The organism is Pseudomonas sp. GW823-FHT02F05 (genome assembly GCF_058797315.1).
In genome coordinates this window covers 1-15,010 of sequence record NZ_JBXAJM010000030.1, presented here as the reverse complement: position 1 = coordinate 15,010, position 15,010 = coordinate 1, and the positions used below count along the sequence as shown (strand labels likewise).

Annotated in this window: 14 protein-coding genes; 3 read left to right on the top strand and 11 right to left on the bottom strand. The window is 59.4% G+C overall.

Annotated features, from left to right (window positions below):
• Both gacA and AC1RAC_RS26265 read right to left on the bottom strand, forming a co-directional pair.
• A complete protein-coding gene (gacA, locus tag AC1RAC_RS26270; protein WP_003190387.1) occupies positions 1 to 642 on the bottom strand; it encodes a response regulator transcription factor GacA in 642 nt (213 codons plus the stop codon).
• A gap of 151 nt (positions 643 to 793) precedes the next feature.
• Complete coding sequence (locus tag AC1RAC_RS26265; RefSeq protein WP_003190384.1) at positions 794 to 1,159, bottom strand: helix-turn-helix domain-containing protein; 366 nt, start codon at positions 1,157 to 1,159, stop codon at positions 794 to 796.
• A gap of 82 nt (positions 1,160 to 1,241) precedes the next feature.
• Between AC1RAC_RS26265 and AC1RAC_RS26260 the strand changes: the two genes are divergently transcribed.
• Positions 1,242 to 1,481: a DNA-binding protein gene (locus AC1RAC_RS26260; RefSeq protein ID WP_081095754.1), complete on the top strand. Its 240-nt coding sequence runs from the start codon at positions 1,242 to 1,244 to the stop codon at positions 1,479 to 1,481.
• Positions 1,482 to 1,516: 35 nt separating this feature from the next.
• Here AC1RAC_RS26260 and AC1RAC_RS26255 read toward each other — a convergent pair whose 3' ends face one another.
• Positions 1,517 to 1,963 (bottom strand): GNAT family N-acetyltransferase, encoded by a 447-nt coding sequence (locus AC1RAC_RS26255; protein WP_058410179.1) that lies wholly within the window; start codon positions 1,961 to 1,963, stop codon positions 1,517 to 1,519.
• Complete coding sequence (locus AC1RAC_RS26250) at positions 1,964 to 2,713, bottom strand: carbon-nitrogen hydrolase family protein (RefSeq protein WP_236453184.1); 750 nt, start codon at positions 2,711 to 2,713, stop codon at positions 1,964 to 1,966.
• Positions 2,714 to 2,858: 145 nt separating this feature from the next.
• Here AC1RAC_RS26250 and AC1RAC_RS26245 point away from each other — a divergent pair, with 145 nt between their 5' ends.
• Positions 2,859 to 2,993 (top strand): hypothetical protein, encoded by a 135-nt coding sequence (locus AC1RAC_RS26245; protein ID WP_258178530.1) that lies wholly within the window; start codon positions 2,859 to 2,861, stop codon positions 2,991 to 2,993.
• Between the two features lie 337 nt (positions 2,994 to 3,330).
• Positions 3,331 to 4,410 carry a 3-deoxy-7-phosphoheptulonate synthase gene (locus tag AC1RAC_RS26240; protein WP_492617115.1) on the top strand — a complete coding sequence of 360 codons (1,080 nt, stop codon included), beginning with the start codon at positions 3,331 to 3,333 and terminating at the stop codon, positions 4,408 to 4,410.
• Positions 4,411 to 4,534: 124 nt separating this feature from the next.
• On the opposite strand, the gene AC1RAC_RS26235 is transcribed toward AC1RAC_RS26240, so the two are convergent.
• The 7 genes from AC1RAC_RS26235 to AC1RAC_RS26205 form a co-directional block, all read right to left on the bottom strand.
• On the bottom strand, positions 4,535 to 4,957 hold the full coding sequence (locus AC1RAC_RS26235; protein ID WP_057978362.1) for a hypothetical protein: 423 nt from the start codon (positions 4,955 to 4,957) through the stop codon (positions 4,535 to 4,537).
• Positions 4,958 to 5,091: 134 nt separating this feature from the next.
• Positions 5,092 to 8,706: a transporter substrate-binding domain-containing protein gene (locus tag AC1RAC_RS26230; protein ID WP_492617114.1), complete on the bottom strand. Its 3,615-nt coding sequence runs from the start codon at positions 8,704 to 8,706 to the stop codon at positions 5,092 to 5,094.
• A 6-nt stretch (positions 8,707 to 8,712) separates the two neighbouring features.
• On the bottom strand, positions 8,713 to 9,339 hold the full coding sequence (locus tag AC1RAC_RS26225; RefSeq protein WP_034127079.1) for a response regulator transcription factor: 627 nt from the start codon (positions 9,337 to 9,339) through the stop codon (positions 8,713 to 8,715).
• A gap of 288 nt (positions 9,340 to 9,627) precedes the next feature.
• A complete protein-coding gene (locus AC1RAC_RS26220) occupies positions 9,628 to 10,344 on the bottom strand; it encodes an MgtC/SapB family protein (protein ID WP_003190369.1) in 717 nt (238 codons plus the stop codon).
• A gap of 163 nt (positions 10,345 to 10,507) precedes the next feature.
• Positions 10,508 to 13,213: a magnesium-translocating P-type ATPase gene (gene mgtA / locus AC1RAC_RS26215; protein WP_492617113.1), complete on the bottom strand. Its 2,706-nt coding sequence runs from the start codon at positions 13,211 to 13,213 to the stop codon at positions 10,508 to 10,510.
• Between the two features lie 650 nt (positions 13,214 to 13,863).
• Entirely contained in the window at positions 13,864 to 14,463 is a 600-nt protein-coding gene (locus AC1RAC_RS26210; protein ID WP_089042766.1) for a GNAT family N-acetyltransferase, read from the bottom strand.
• Positions 14,464 to 14,474: 11 nt separating this feature from the next.
• Entirely contained in the window at positions 14,475 to 14,819 is a 345-nt protein-coding gene (locus tag AC1RAC_RS26205; RefSeq protein ID WP_034127076.1) for an FKBP-type peptidyl-prolyl cis-trans isomerase, read from the bottom strand.
• Positions 14,820 to 15,010 lie beyond the last annotated feature (191 nt).

Genomic DNA, 15,010 nt, shown 5'->3' with positions numbered 1-15,010 from the left:
TCAGGCGCTAGCGTCCACCATGCCGTGGCGCACTGCGAGCAGGGTCAATTCAACATCACTGCTGATGGCAAGCTTCTCGAAGATACGATAACGGTAGGTATTGACGGTCTTGGGCGACAGGCACAGCTTGTCAGAGATGGTCTGCACCTTCTGGCAACCGACGATCATCAGGGCGATCTGGATTTCCCGCTCCGACAGCGCATCAAATGGCGAATCGCTGGTGGGCTGGAACGACTTGATCGCCAATTGCTGGGCAATCTGCGGGCTGATGTAACGCTGGCCGGCAAATACCAGGCGAATGGCTTGCACCATCTCGGCCAGGCCTGCGCCCTTGGTGAGGTAGCCGGCGGCACCGGCTTGCAGCAAACGGGTGGGGAACGGGTCTTCCTCGCACACCGTGACCACCACGACCTTGATGTCCGGGTGGCTGCGCAATAGCTTGGTCGTGGCACCAAGACCGCCAATCCCAGGCATCTTGACGTCCATCAGTACCACATCGGGCTTCAACTCCCGGGCCTTGATCAGGGATTCCTCCCCCGACTCCGCCTGGCCGACTACTTGCAGGCCGTCGATGTCAGCCAGCATTCGTGTAATGCCTGTACGAACGAGATCATGGTCATCGACTACTAGCACCCTAATCAAGCAGACACCTCGCGATATGGTCTTATAGGTTGCTGAACACCTTAGCAAAAAACCAAGGCGCAGACCTAGTTGCAAGTGTCATATATATAGAGATTAAACGTGCTGCGGCTGTTCGCCGGCTGGCGAACAGCCCTGTTTCCTGGGCTAAAGGTCAGGATTCCTGGGGGGGCGACTTGGCTTTTCCGTTCACCACGGATGAATGCTCAGCCAAGGTACTGGTCAAGCGACGGATTGCGTCCTGGTCTTCCTTGAACATCGCTCGGTAATTGCCCAGCACTTTTTCTTCGATCTTGCTCAGGTTATCCAGCTGGATCGGCGTTGGGCTGCCGGTCAACACGTACAGGATATCCACACCTTTTTCGGCGACGCGAGACAAATAGTCGGCCTTGGGTGCACGACCACCGCTTTCATATTTGCCTTGGGCGTTCGCTTCAACGCCTCCAATTTCTCCAAAAACTTTCTGCGACAGGCCAAGTCGCTCTCTTTCTTGCCTTAAGCGCGAACCGATTCCACTCATTTGGATGTATGATCCTAAATTGGCACACCCCAAGAGGTGTCACACCATCACTTCGTTAAACAAACTTGAACGGTTTTGAACTATGCCCGGAATCCGTACTGCTGCACAAGCCAAGGCCTGGCTGGAACATCAAGGAAAGTCAGTTCAAGCGTTCGCCCGGGAGCATGGCGTAGACCCGGCAACCACGTATCAAGTGCTCTCCGGACGCAAAAAGGGACGGCGTGGAGAAGCCCATAAAGTGGCGGTACTTCTGGGCATGAAAGAGGGCGTTATCGTGGATGAGCCAAGAGCTCAACCCCACGACGAACAAAGCACTAGCTGACAGCAGTATGCGCTTATTTGTAGGACGTGCATGTTTTAGTCCGATGTGAGTGCGCGACACTCACGCTCCATCCGCCAGAAGCCATCCTCTTCACCGACAATGCTCAACCCCAGGCGCTGATACAGCCTTCTTGCCGGGTTGGTCTTGAACACCGTCAAACGTAGAAAGCCCAGGCCCTCGACGCGTGCCTTGAGCGCCATTTGCTCCAGCACCCATGTGCCCGCGCCCTGCTTGCGGCAGCATTCCAGCAGGTGCAACTCGCGGATATACAAGGCCTTGCCGTCGCGGCTCAGGCTGATAAAGCCCATGACGACGTCATCGTTGCAGATCAGCCAGTTCTCGCGGCCCGCCCAGGCCACGTCGAAGCCGTCGTTGGACCACAACAAGCCGTTCTGACGGTAGTAATGGCTCATGGCCTGCTGGGTCAGGGTGCGGGCAAACGGCAGGTCCTGCTCGATGGCCCGGCGCAAATGAAACCTCATTCAGAGGGCGACCACTTGGCCGGTCCACTGCCCGCCGTCGCGACGGGCGATCACCAACGCGTCGCCGACACCGGGGGCGGCAACAAGCAAGTTGCCATCGGCGGTCCAGATCGCACTGCGGCCCGCACAAGCCCAGCCTCCGGACGGGCCACCGTGGTTAGCCATCAGTACCAACAGGCCATGCTCGGCCGCATAGCCTTCAAGCAAAGCACTGTCCGCCGCGTAGCCTCCCTCGCTGATCAGTACGCCGGCGGCATACACCGTGGCGCTCGCTGCCGCCGCTTGACGTGGATGGCTGGCCTGGGAAAAGTCCGCACACACCGCCAATGCGATACGCTCCTCGGCCAATTCCAGGGCTTCACCGCCCTGCCCCGCGGCAAATGCCAGCTCTTCGCCGGGGTGCAGATGCTGCTTGGTGTAGACGCCTACTGAACCGTCCGCCCCAAGCACCAGCGCGCCGATCAGCACACCTGTTTGTGGCGCCAGACGCACCGGCATGCCCACCACAGCCGTCAACCGCAGCTCCCGCGCCAACTCACGCAAAGGCGTCAACACGGCGTCTTGCGGGTCGATGGCCAAGTCGGCCGCCAGGAACGGCTCGTAGCCCGTCAGTGACAGTTCTGGAAACACCAGGCATTGCACGCCCTGTTCAGCCGCGGCCCGCATCAACGCCAGGTGCCGCTGGATATTGGCAGCGATATCGCCCGGGATGGAAACGGTTTGCGCCGCAGCAAGGGTCAAGGCAGTCATGGTCGCGTCCTGGCAATCACTGGTTGAGAGTTATCAGCATATCCACACTTACCCCATAGCGGTAAGTACTACCACGCAATAGAAATTACTGATTGAATCCACCCGCACGCCTCTAGTAAGCTCCCCCCATCATTTGGAGAGCCCCATGTTGCCACTCACCCACACTCAGGTTTGCCCTGCTGCCAGCGCCTTGCGCTCGGTGTCGGCTATCCGTGTGAACGGTTCGAGCGCACTGGCCGGCTTTTATTTTGGGTATTGGTTTAGCCACTGGCGCGCCTGATACCTGAAATCGGCGCCCACTACTCAAGGGGTCGCCTACCAGAGAAATCTAAACCCCCGGTCGGCTCCCCGACCGGGGGTTTTGTTTTTTCAGCGCCTGACAATTTGTTTATCACGCTCACTTAAAGGAATCACACCATGAACTACGCCACTTATTACCGCTACGACACTTGCACTGCATGGCGATTTAGCCAGCTCCGTTCGGGACAGCCTGCCGCCTCCGACCGGTCACCCCGTGGTGGCAAGCCAACACACGTAGCCGATACGGCCAATTGTCGAACACCCCAGTAGGCCAAGCGTGCGGGAATCGCCCGCCGCTTGCCCAGGAAGCCTTGAATATGAACTCCTCCGTCGCCGCTTTGCCCGTCTCTGCCCTCAACAGCGCCAATGAAGCCCTGACCCAGCGTTTGCCCAGCGCTCTTGAACTCAAGCACCAACTCCCGCTCAGCCCGTTCCTCAACGAACAAGTCCACGGCCATCGCCAAGCCGTGCGCGCCATCCTCAATGGCGAAGACTCACGCTTGCTGGTGATTGTCGGCCCGTGCTCTATCCACGACCCGGAATCGGCCATGGAATACGCGCGCAATCTGAAGAAGCTCGCGCTTGAAGTCAGCGACCAGATGCTGCTGGTGATCCGTGCCTACGTCGAGAAACCGCGCACCACTGTGGGCTGGAAAGGCTTGGCCTACGATCCACACTTGGACGGCAGCGATGACATGGCCGCCGGCCTGACCCTGTCCCGCGAACTGATGCGTGAAATGCTGCGCCTGGGCCTGCCGGTGGCCACCGAGTTGCTGCAACCCATGGCCGCCGGCTACTTCGATGACCTGCTCACTTGGGTCGCCATTGGCGCACGCACTACCGAGTCGCAGATTCACCGCGAAATGGCCAGCGGCCTGAGCATGCCCGTGGGCTTCAAGAACGGCACCGATGGTGGCGTCGCCATTGCCTGCGATGCGATGCGCTCAGCCTCTCACCCGCATCGCCATTTCGGCGTTGACAGCCAGGGCCACCCGGCGATCATCCAGACTCCCGGCAACCCCGACACCCACCTGGTGCTGCGCGGCGGCCACCGTGGGCCCAACTACGATGCGCAAAGCGTGGCCGACGTAAAGCATGACCTGGCCAAGTCCAAGGTGGCGGCACGGATCATGGTCGATTGCAGCCATGCCAACAGCGGCAAGAACCCGCTGCGCCAACCGGCGGTATTCAATGACGTGCTGGAGCAGCGCCTGCAAGGTGATACCTCGCTGGTCGGCATGATGCTTGAAAGTCACCTGTTCGAAGGCTGCCAGCCGCTGAGCGCGTCGATGAAATACGGCGTTTCGGTGACCGATGGTTGCCTGGGTTGGAACGGGACCGAGCAGTTGTTACGCAGTGCCGCCGAGCGGTTGCGGGAACACCGCAAAGCCGACTGATCGGTGAAAACTAAAATCCGGGAGGGAGCTTGCTCTCGCTGGACGGGGTGCAGGCCCCGTCATTTTAGACAAAAAGCGGGTCCGCTTCGCGCCCCAGCGGGGGCAAGCTCCCTAAGGGACGCGGCTAGGCCCTGGCCACCGGCATGCGGGATAACTCCCGCAGCCACGGCAACACTCGCAGGCCGTGGAAGACCTCCGAGGGGTCGACGATGCCCATGAAATGTTCAAGATTGACGTTGTCCGGCACGCCCGGCAGGCGCACCCGTATTACCGGCGTTACACCGCAAGGCGCACCCAGATCCAGGTGATCGTAGACCAGCACATGACGCACCTGAGGCTGAGCTTCGTAAGCCTGGGCCATCAGCGCCGCATTGATAATCAGCACATCGAATGGGTCGGCAGGAATAGCGGTGAGAATCCGTAACTCCTCGAACGTTTGCACCGGCACGATCCGGTAATAGCCCAACTGGTTGAGCATTTTCTCGATGTACAGGCGTTGCAGATGCTGTTCATCGGCAATCAGGATGGTCAATGCTTTGTTCGGCATGGCAAACCCCTGGGCAGGCAGTGCTCGACAGTGAGCGTCGCCCATTTTCCAGACATATGCCGACGAAAAAATCAGGCTTATTCCCCGTTCATGTAAGAACTTTCCCAAATCCTCCGAAAGGCGATCAACCACAGTCAGGGCTGATTGCAATAAGCGCTTAAGCCATGATGCAAAACATCGATCGCCTCACCCACGCTTTCAACCGCTGGTCCCAATGCCTGACGGTCCCGCTGTTCACACGCCGCCTCCAATGCCTCACATACACTGATCAATGGGTTGGCCTTGACCATCCGCGCGCCTCCCTTGGCACGATGAGCCAGGTCGTGCAACTTGGCAAAGTCTGCCTGGCTTGCCAGCCGTGGCAGCAAGGCACGATCCGCCTCCAGGCTTTCGAGTAACGGCGCCAGCAATTCGACCAGCGCGGCATGATCATCCCCGGTCAGCGCAACCAGGGTGCTCAAGTTGAAGGTAACCAAGGGTCGCGGGCTCGTGCCAACTGAACGCGACGCCAATGCCGCCCGCAAGTCGTCAAGCCCGGTTGGCTTGAACAGGCAGCCATCCATGCCAGCCTGCCGACAGCGCTCGGCCTCCTCCGGCTGGGCGTTGGCGGTGAACCCGAGTAACAGGCAGGGCCCCAGACCCCGCTCACGCTCCTGTGCGCGAATCTCCTGGGCCAACTGATAGCCGTTCTTGAATGGCATGTTGCAATCGGTAATGACGCCGTCGAACTGCCCCGTTCGCCACTGTTCAAGCCCTTGGACACCGTCTTCGGCCGTGATGATACGGTGGCCCAGAAAGCTCAACTGTCGGGCCAGCAGCAAGCGGTTGGCCGGGTAGTCGTCCACCACCAGAATGCTCAGCGCGCGCCCTTCAGGCGCAGCCTCTTGCACAGGCTCAATCGGGGCTGGCAGCGTGGCGGTCATGACCAGGGTCAACGTCACGTCCACCCGAGTGCCGTGCCCCAACACACTACTCAAGTGCAATTGGCCGCCCATCATTTCGCACAGGCTGCGGCTGATCACCAACCCCAGCCCAGACCCGCTGCGTGCCGATTGCTGGTTATTGCTGCCCTGGATGAACACACTGAACAACCGCTGCTGGTCGGTGACGCTGATTCCGATGCCGGTATCTTGCACCCATAACTGCACGGCCAAGCGATCGCCCTCGACCACCGCCTGCGCGACCAAACTGACCTGCCCATGGGGAGTGAACTTGATGGCATTGCTCAGCAGATTCGAGACCACCTGCTTGAATCGCAGCGGGTCGACCAGCACCGCCTGGTCAATCAACGGGTCCAGCTCAACCTGCAGTGCCAACCCCTTGGCTCGGGCCAGCCCCTCGAATACGCGTGCGACCGACGCCAACAACTCATGCAGGTTGGCGGGCTCCAGGGTCAGTGACAAATGCCCGGACTCGATCCGCGCTATATCGAGAATATCGCCGATCAGCTCCAACATACCCCGCGAAGCCACCGAGGCCACCTCCAGAGCATCGCGGTCGACCCGTCCCTGCTCGGCATTTTTCAAGGCCAGTTCGATCATGCCGATCACGGCGTTCATCGGCGTGCGGATCTCGTGGCTCATGGTCGCCAGGAAGGTCGTCTTGGCGCGATTGGCGGCGTCGGCATCGTCCTTGGCTTCCTGTAGCTGGCCGAGCAGCCGGTGCCGTTCGCTTACGTCTACCCAACCGGCAATCATGCCCACCACCTTCTCGTCGCCGTCGCGATACGGCAGCATCCACTGGTAAATGGTCAGCACATCGCCGTTGGGCACCTTGAGGATTCGATCATGAATCTGCGGCTCGCCGCCGGCCATCAAGCGCAGGTAATCGTCATGAAACGACCGGGCCTGTGGCGGGTTTTCGATGTCGGTTTCCACTACGGTCCTGCCGATCACGTCTTCAAGTTTGTAGCCAAACACGTCGAGGTAGGCGTTATTGCAGGCCATCAATCGCCCTTGGCGATCACGCACGTAAATCGGGTGCGGCGTGCCGTCGATCAATACGCTCATGAACCGCATCTGATCGCTCAGCGCTCGCTCGGCCTGCAGGCGCTTGCGAATCAGGCTGCGCAGGTAAATCGCCCAGCCCAGCGTGATGGCCAACAACAACGCCGCCAACCCAAAGCCCTGAAGAATCACATTACGATAACGCAACCAATAGCTGTCCTCGATGATGACCTCGCTACGCCACTGGCCAATCAGTTCGTCCATTTCCTGAGGGGTGATGCTCAGCAGCGCCTTGTCGAGGATCGAATACAGCTCCAACTGACTGCGATTTACCCCAAAGGTCACGCGTGCAGGCTCAATGCCAACCGTGCTGCTGACACGCAAGCGGTCGCGGTAATACCGGGTGATCAGATAACGTGCGCTGATCAACGAGTTGACCGCGCCGTCGGCGTCACCATTGGCCACCAGCGCCATGGCTTGCTGGGGGTTCTCCACGTCGACAAACATCACACCTGGAAAATTTTTCGCTATGTCCTCATGCAGGCCATTGCCGACCACCATGGCCAGGCGTTTGCCGACCATGTCCTCCAGCGTGAGCGGGCTGTGGGGACCGTTACGGGTTACCAGCACAAAGGGATTGGTCAGGTAGGGCCGGGTAAAGCGCACTTTTTCAGCACGCTCCGCGCTAGGCGTGACGACCGCCAGCATGTCCGCCGTACCCGCACTGACGATATTGATCTGGCGCGGCAATGAGCCGCCCGGGACCACATCGAACTTCAAGCCGGTACGCAAGCTGATACGCGATAGTACCTCGGCACTCAACCCTTCGAACTGGCCTTGATCACCAATAAAAGATAACGGTAGAAAGTCATTGAGTACCGCGACTCTGACCCTTGGATTCTTTTGCACCCAGCGTTGTTCGCTGGCACTCAAATGCAACCGGTCAACGCCGATTATCCCCAGGTTACCTCCGCTCCAGCGGCGCAGGATTTCCATCTGCTCGCTGGCGGGAATCGCCTCCAGCGCGGCATTGAGAATGGGCAGTAAACGTGTATTTTCGCGGGCGACGGCAAACGCAAACGGGTTGACTTCCAAGCCGGAAAAATCCGCCATACGTACATTGTTGAGGTGATTGCGATTGATCAGGTAGTTGCTGCTGATAGCATCCCCCAGATAGACGTCGGCGCGACCAAACGCTACGGCACCAATGGCTTCGAAAGTCGAGGCAAACAACTCCAATTGGGCCTGGGGATAAAACGCCCGAACGGCGTCGGGCTGCATATAGTGATACAGCATCGCTACGCGCTTGCCCGCCAAGTCGTCTTTCAATACCTGGCTGTCACCGCTGCGGGTCACCAGGATCGGTTGATCGTTGGCGTAGGAGCGAGACAAAAGCAGTTGCGGGTCGGCCGCTTCGTAGCCATTGGCGGAACCGAGAAAATCCACGCCCCCCTGCTTCAAGGCTTCGATCACTTCATCGCGGGTATCGTAACGCCGTACCTCTATGGAGATATGCAGGGCCTGACCCACCAGTGCGGCAAAATCGGCGGTGATACCTTCGAGCTCGTCGTTGTTATTGGTCAAGTCAAAAGGCGCGTAATCGGGAGCAGAAACCCCCATCAACAATGTGCGCCGCTCGCGCAGCCAGCGCCAATCAGACTCGTCCAGTGCTACCTGCGGGGTGTCAATACGTGAGTGCCCCAACAGCCGCAAAGCATGGGGCTCATCCAGGGCCACCGCGATCTGAGGTAACAGGCTCATCCAGAAGATCATGGCGAACCTTATAAACGCGGTGGTGATCATCTCAATTCAGATCAGATGGTTGCGCTGGGCAAACTTGGATAAGTGCACTACCGAAGACATGCGTAACTTCTCCTTGAGTCGAGTCTTGTAAGTGCTGATGGTCTTGTGGCTCAGCAGCATCTGTTCGGCAATTTCCTTGTTGCCCAGCCCCAGGGCCAACATTTGCAATACGGTTAACTCACGGTCCGATAAGCACTCGATCATCTGCCGTTCCGTTTCTTGCAGATCATCGCGGCGCACCGAACTGGTCGGCAAACTGGGGAAGCAGCTGTAGCCCGACATGATCGCTTTGATAGCCTTTTGCAGCTCATCCAGCTCACCGGTCTTGGCGACGAACCCCATCGCGCCGGAACGCATGCAACGGGTAGAAAAAAATACCGCCAGGTAGGAGGTCAGTACCAGAATCTTGCACGGCAAGCCCAACGCCTTGATGCGGCTGATAACCTCCAACCCGCCTAATTTAGGCATCGCCAGGTCGAGGATAATCAGCTCGGGACGTTGCTCCCTCGCCAACTGCATGGCGTCAGCGCCATCCCCCGCCTGAAAAATCTCATCAAACCCCTCCAATTGCAGGAGGTGTTTGACCGTTGCCCGGATAAACGGATGGTCATCCACAATTAATGCTTTGCTCATAAAACTTCCTTATGTGGACAAAATACCCTTACACATCACGCCGGACCTGGGTACCTGTGAGAAATGACAGTTCCGACAAGCGGCACTGCTTCCTTGGAGCGGTAACCAAGCAGTGTCTGGCCTCTTCAATTAACTCAACAGAGCGACGGACGCCGGGCCTCAACGGCGCAACAGCCGCAAGTACCCAACTTTAGCAATGCAATGATGTTTCAACCGAAGGGATAATCCGGACAACATGTAGGATTTTTCCACATGCAAGCTTAGCCAATCCTGGCCAGCCCATAAGGATCAGTCGGTGGTGCTCGGACTCCAGAAGGCCTGCACCACCAGGGTTGACGTTGAGAGGCGCGCCACCAGCGCGTCCAGTTCGTCGCCATCCACCGACGTGGCGGCCAGGATGGCCTCGATTTCCACTTCGTCACTGCCGAACGGTCGCACGTCGACGTCGCTGGCAGGGTAGTTGCAGCGTGCCAACTCGGCTTCCAGTAACACCATCACGGCCTGTTGCTGACTGCGGCGCGCAATGACATAGAGGATATTGGTGACCTCTGCCGACACCACGTCCAAGGGCTGACGATTGATGTTGTTGACGATCGGCCGCAGCAAGGTGTTGGCCGCCAGCACAAACAGCGTGCCCAGCAACGCCTCGAGGATCAGGTCGGCGCCAGCGCAGGCACCCACCGCGGCCGAAGCCCAGAGGGTGGCGGCCGTATTGAGCCCGCGCACATTGCCCTCCTCCCGCATGATCACACCCGCCCCCAGGAAGCCGATGCCCGACACCACGTAAGCGACCACGCGCACCGCGCCTTCCGCACCGCCCAGTCGGTTGGCCATGTCCACAAAGATCGCCGCGCCCACCGCCACCAGCACATTGGTACGTAAGCCGGCGGTGCGCTGGCGGTACTGGCGCTCGAACCCGATGAGGCCGCCGAGAATAAACGCAGCGCTGAGGCTGACCACGGTGTCGACCAGGGAGTTGAGGTTGATGTTGTTGATTGCCTGCATAAGAAATCTCCATGAATGCAGCGGCACATTGGTAACTCGCAGGCCCCTGTAGGAGCTGGCTTGCCTGCGATAGCGGTACACCACCAATGAATCTGGCGACTGATACACCGTCATCGCGGGCAAGCCCGGCTCCCACAGGATTTGCGATGTTGCATGGAACCTGTTACTGCCAGCCAAACCTGCGAATGTAGTAGCCCTTCACTGCCTGAGTCAGCGCCATGTAAGCCAGCAAAATCACCGGCAGGAACACGAAGTACAGCGACGGCAGCGCCTGCAATTTGAAGTAGTGCGCCAAAGGCCCCATCGGCAGGAATATCCCCACGGCCATGATCACGCCGGTCATCAACATCAACGGCAGCGCTGCGCGGCTTTGCAGGAATGGGATTTTTGGCGTGCGGATCATGTGCACGATCAGGGTCTGGGTCAGCAGCCCCACCACAAACCAGCCGGATTGAAATAGCGTTTGGTGGTCTGGAGTGTTGGCATCAAACACATACCACATGAGTGCGAACGTGGTGATGTCGAAGATCGAACTGATCGGCCCGAAAAACAACATGAAGCGCCCCACTTCCCCCGGCTGCCAGCGTTGCGGCGTGGCAAGCATCTCGTCATCGACGTTGTCGAACGGAATCGCAATCTGCGAGATGTCATACAGCAGGTTTTGCACCAGCAGGTGCATCGGCAGCATCGGCAAAAACGGGATAAAGGCACTGGCCACCAACACCGAGAACACGTTGCCGAAGTTCGAACTGGCGGTCATCTTGATGTATTTGAGCATGTTGGCGAAGGTGCGCCGGCCTTCCAGCACGCCCTCCTCCAGGATCATCAGGCTCTTCTCCAGCAGGATGATGTCAGCCGCTTCCTTGGCGATGTCCACCGCACTGTCCACCGAAATCCCGATATCCGCCGTGCGCAGCGCCGGAGCATCGTTGATGCCATCGCCCATAAAGCCGACCACATGTCCGTTGGCCTTGAGCAGCCGCACGATGCGTTCCTTGTGGCTGGGCGTGAGCTTGGCAAACACATTGGTGGTTTCCACGGCCAGGGCCAGTTCGGCGTCGCTCATCGACTCGATGTCGTTGCCCATCAGCAAGCCTTGTTGCTCCAGGCCCACTTCGCGGCAGATCTTCGCCGTGACCAGTTCGTTGTCGCCGGTCAACACTTTCACCGCCACGCCGTGGGCCTTCAGGGCCTTGAGGGCGGGCGCGGTGCTTTCCTTGGGCGGGTCGAGAAACGCCACGTAGCCGATCAGCGTCAGGTTGTTTTCATCGGCCAGGGTGTAGGTGTCACGTCCTGCCGGCATCGGCTGCGCCGCTACCGCCACCACCCGCAGCCCTTCTTCGTTAAAGGCCGCGGTCACCTGGCGAATGCGCGCCAGCAGTTCGTCGGTCAGTGCCTCATCGACGTCACCATGACGCACGCGATTGCATACCGACAAAATTTCCTCCACCGCCCCTTTGCAGATCAACAGGTGCGGTTGGTGCTCCTCGGCCACCACCACCGACATGCGGCGGCGGTTGAAGTCGAATGGGATCTCGTCGACCTTGTGGAACGCGGTACCGACTTTCAGCTCACGATGGATGTCCACATGCTCGAGCACGGCCACATCCAACAGGTTTTTCAGGCCGGTCTGGTAGTAGCTGTTGAGATAGGCCATTTCCAGCACGTCGTCCGACTCCTGGCCCCACACGTCCACATGGCGCGCCAGGAAAATCTTGTCCTGAGTGAGCGTGCCGGTCTTGTCGGTGCACAGCACGTCCATGGCGCCGAAGTTCTGGATCGCGTCCAGGCGCTTGACGATGACCTTCTTGCGCGACAGAAACACCGCGCCCTTGGCCAAGGTCGAGGTGACTATCATGGGCAGCATTTCCGGGGTCAAGCCTACCGCAATCGACAGCGCGAACAGCAACGCCTCGGTCCAGTCGCCCTTGGTGAAGCCGTTGATGAACAGCACCAGCGGCGCCATCACGAACATAAAGCGAATCAGCAACCAACTGACCTTGTTGACCCCCTGCTGGAACGAGGTGGTCGCACGGTCCGTCGCCGTGACGCGTTGCGCCAAGGCACCAAAATACGTGCTGTTGCCGGTGGCGAGGATGACCGTCGTGGCGGCGCCGGACACGACGTTGGTGCCCATAAACAGAATGTTCTCCAGCTCCAGCGGGTTGCGCGTGTGGGCGTCCTGCTGGTGGGCGAACTTTTCCACCGGCATGGATTCGCCGGTCATCGCCGCCTGGCTGACGAACAAGTCCTTGGCGCTGAGCACGCGGCAGTCCGCGGGGATCATGTCGCCGGCCGACAATACAATCAGATCGCCTGGCACCAGTTGCTTGATCGGCAGTTCAATGCGCTTGGCAGACTCGCGGCGCAGCACCGTCGCGGTATTGCTCACCATGGCCTTCAAGGCGTCGGCGGCCTTGTTAGACTTGGCCTCCTGCCAGAAGCGCAACAGGGTCGAGAGCACCACCATGGAGAAAATCACCGTGGCGGCCTTCATGTCTTCGGTCAGCCAAGAGATCACCGCCAACAGGGTCAGCAGCAGGTTGAACGGATTCTTGTAGCAATGCCACAGGTGCACCCACCACGGCAGCGGCTGTTCGTGCTCGACTTCGTTAAGGCCGTATTGCACGCGCAGGGCGTCGGCTTCCTGAGTGCTCAAGCCCTCGGCGTGGCTGCCCAGCACGCCCAGCAATTGCACAGTGCTGCGGTTGGCAGAGGCCACCAGTGTCTGCGCCAGGCTGGGCGGTACTTCGCGGCTGACGCTGGCATCGGTCACGGTTTCCAGCATCGCCAGGCGGCGAAAATGCCGGGCGATATGCCGGGTCCGCAGGAAACCGGCGAAGAACTCTTTGAGCAAAGTGAGGTTCATGGTGTAACTCCTGCGCGAGGAAAAACCGTCGTGCAGGTACTGCCCGTCCACACCGCGCCCGTCACACAGGCACAGCCGAACCTGGCCCGCCCGCCGTAACAGGCAGGCGCGTCCGTAGCATCCAGGCGTTACCCAGGTGCTGGTCAGCGTCGATGAGAGGGAATCAGGCAGTTGCCAGGAGTGGCCACCGCCGGGATGCCGCTTCTCGCTTTATGAGGCGAGACAACGGCATCTGGAAAATGCGCGTTACCTTGCCAAGTAGAGGCCGGTTACCGAAACCGGCCGACGACTGTCACTCGAACAAGTACCCACTGAGGGTCTCCGCTATTGATGAAAACGCGCGAAGCTTACGCCCCGATGTTGGCGGAGTAAACCGTAGGAAAGTGCCAGCTTGGTGAATAAGAAGATTCTTCAGGATGGGTTCAGGAAAGAGCGTTTTGCTTACTTTTGTCTGGGCCGGCAGTCCGGCTTTTCAAAAGTGAGCCGCTATAAAAGCGGAACCCTGAGTAGCCGTTACCGCAGGAATGGATATGTACACGGTCCAACTGTGTTGACTGTCAGGCCGTCTTCGCAGGCAAGCCAGCTCCCACATTTGGATCGCGGTGCGTCAGCTCGATCAGCGTCTACCTGGGATTGATGTACATCCCTGGCTATGGCGTATCAGGTCGATCCCTTTCAACCAACGCCACGTAGTCTTCAATGCTCACGCTGGCAACACCCTTTACCTGGATAGACACCTTATTCACCTGCCGACCCATCGTGATGCCCTCGCGGGTACGCACCTGTACATAGCCAAGTCTGGGCCAAAAACGCTCGGCCCTGGTATTGCCCACCACTACCGTCAGCCGCAGCCACTGGGCGCCCTTCGCCACCGCCCAGGCCTCAAGGTCCGCGTGCAAGCGCTGCGCCAGCCCGCTGCCGTGCCAGCGCGCATGCACCAGCAGCAACCCGATGTGCCACACCCCGGTGGCGAGCAAATCCGCGGCGATATTCACCACGGCGACCAGGTGGCCCTGCGCATCTCGGTAACCCAGCCAGTACAGGCGGCTGCAATGCCAGCCGGCGGGTAATTGGCCGCGTAATTCTTCCCGTGCTTCGGACGGGGTAGCCGGTTCGCCATTCACCGCGATGAAGTAAGCCGGCGCCTGTTCAAAAAACTGCTGCAGCTCAGCTTCATCGCAGCCAAGCAGCTCAACCACCCGAATGCCTTCGAGGAAACTGCCAGGCAACACCTGTGGATCAACGTCCATGTTCAACCTCTTCAATCATCCCGTGTCAGCACTTCCAGCAATTCAATTTCGAAGCGCAGATTACTGTTGGGTTTGATATGCGCGCCCATCGAGCGCTCGCCATAGGCCAGGTGCGCCGGTACATACAACGAGCGTACACCGCCAACCTGCATGCCCATCAAGCCCTGGTCCCACCCCTTGATCACGCGGCCAGTGCCGATCACGCACTGGAACGGTTTGCCCCGCTCCCAGGAGGAATCGAACACCGTGCCATCTTCCAGGGTGCCGGTGTATTGGGTGGTGATCAGCGCGCCCTTGACCACGGCTTTGCCGTCGCCCAGGCGGATGTCGGTGACCTGCAGTTCGTCGTTGCTCATGGGGTTCTCATTGAAGGGTCAAAGGCTGGGGTTTTCCCAGAATCGGAGGGGTTTGGCAAGTGCAGGGAAATGGCCAACGTGATGGTGGACCGTTCGCTGGAATGCATACAGCCGCGTCAGAATCCAATGTGGGAGCTGGGGGGGGGGGGGGGGGGGGGGGGGGGGGAGGGGGGGAGGGGAGGTATGGAAGG

Bases quoted from the DNA above. Each gene is read 5' to 3' on its own strand.
- AC1RAC_RS26265 (WP_003190384.1), bottom strand. From the start codon at position 1,159: ATGAGTGGAATCGGTTCGCGCTTAAGGCAAGAAAGAGAGCGACTTGGC.
- AC1RAC_RS26260 (WP_081095754.1), top strand. From the start codon at position 1,242: ATGCCCGGAATCCGTACTGCTGCACAAGCCAAGGCCTGGCTGGAACAT.
- AC1RAC_RS26255 (WP_058410179.1), bottom strand. From the start codon at position 1,963: ATGAGGTTTCATTTGCGCCGGGCCATCGAGCAGGACCTGCCGTTTGCC.
- AC1RAC_RS26250 (WP_236453184.1), bottom strand. From the start codon at position 2,713: ATGACTGCCTTGACCCTTGCTGCGGCGCAAACCGTTTCCATCCCGGGC.
- AC1RAC_RS26245 (WP_258178530.1), top strand. From the start codon at position 2,859: ATGTTGCCACTCACCCACACTCAGGTTTGCCCTGCTGCCAGCGCCTTG.
- AC1RAC_RS26240 (WP_492617115.1), top strand. From the start codon at position 3,331: ATGAACTCCTCCGTCGCCGCTTTGCCCGTCTCTGCCCTCAACAGCGCC.
- AC1RAC_RS26235 (WP_057978362.1), bottom strand. From the start codon at position 4,957: ATGCCGAACAAAGCATTGACCATCCTGATTGCCGATGAACAGCATCTG.
- AC1RAC_RS26230 (WP_492617114.1), bottom strand. From the start codon at position 8,706: ATGATCACCACCGCGTTTATAAGGTTCGCCATGATCTTCTGGATGAGC.
- AC1RAC_RS26225 (WP_034127079.1), bottom strand. From the start codon at position 9,339: ATGAGCAAAGCATTAATTGTGGATGACCATCCGTTTATCCGGGCAACG.
- AC1RAC_RS26220 (WP_003190369.1), bottom strand. From the start codon at position 10,344: ATGCAGGCAATCAACAACATCAACCTCAACTCCCTGGTCGACACCGTG.
- mgtA (WP_492617113.1), bottom strand. From the start codon at position 13,213: ATGAACCTCACTTTGCTCAAAGAGTTCTTCGCCGGTTTCCTGCGGACC.
- AC1RAC_RS26210 (WP_089042766.1), bottom strand. From the start codon at position 14,463: ATGGACGTTGATCCACAGGTGTTGCCTGGCAGTTTCCTCGAAGGCATT.
- AC1RAC_RS26205 (WP_034127076.1), bottom strand. From the start codon at position 14,819: ATGAGCAACGACGAACTGCAGGTCACCGACATCCGCCTGGGCGACGGC.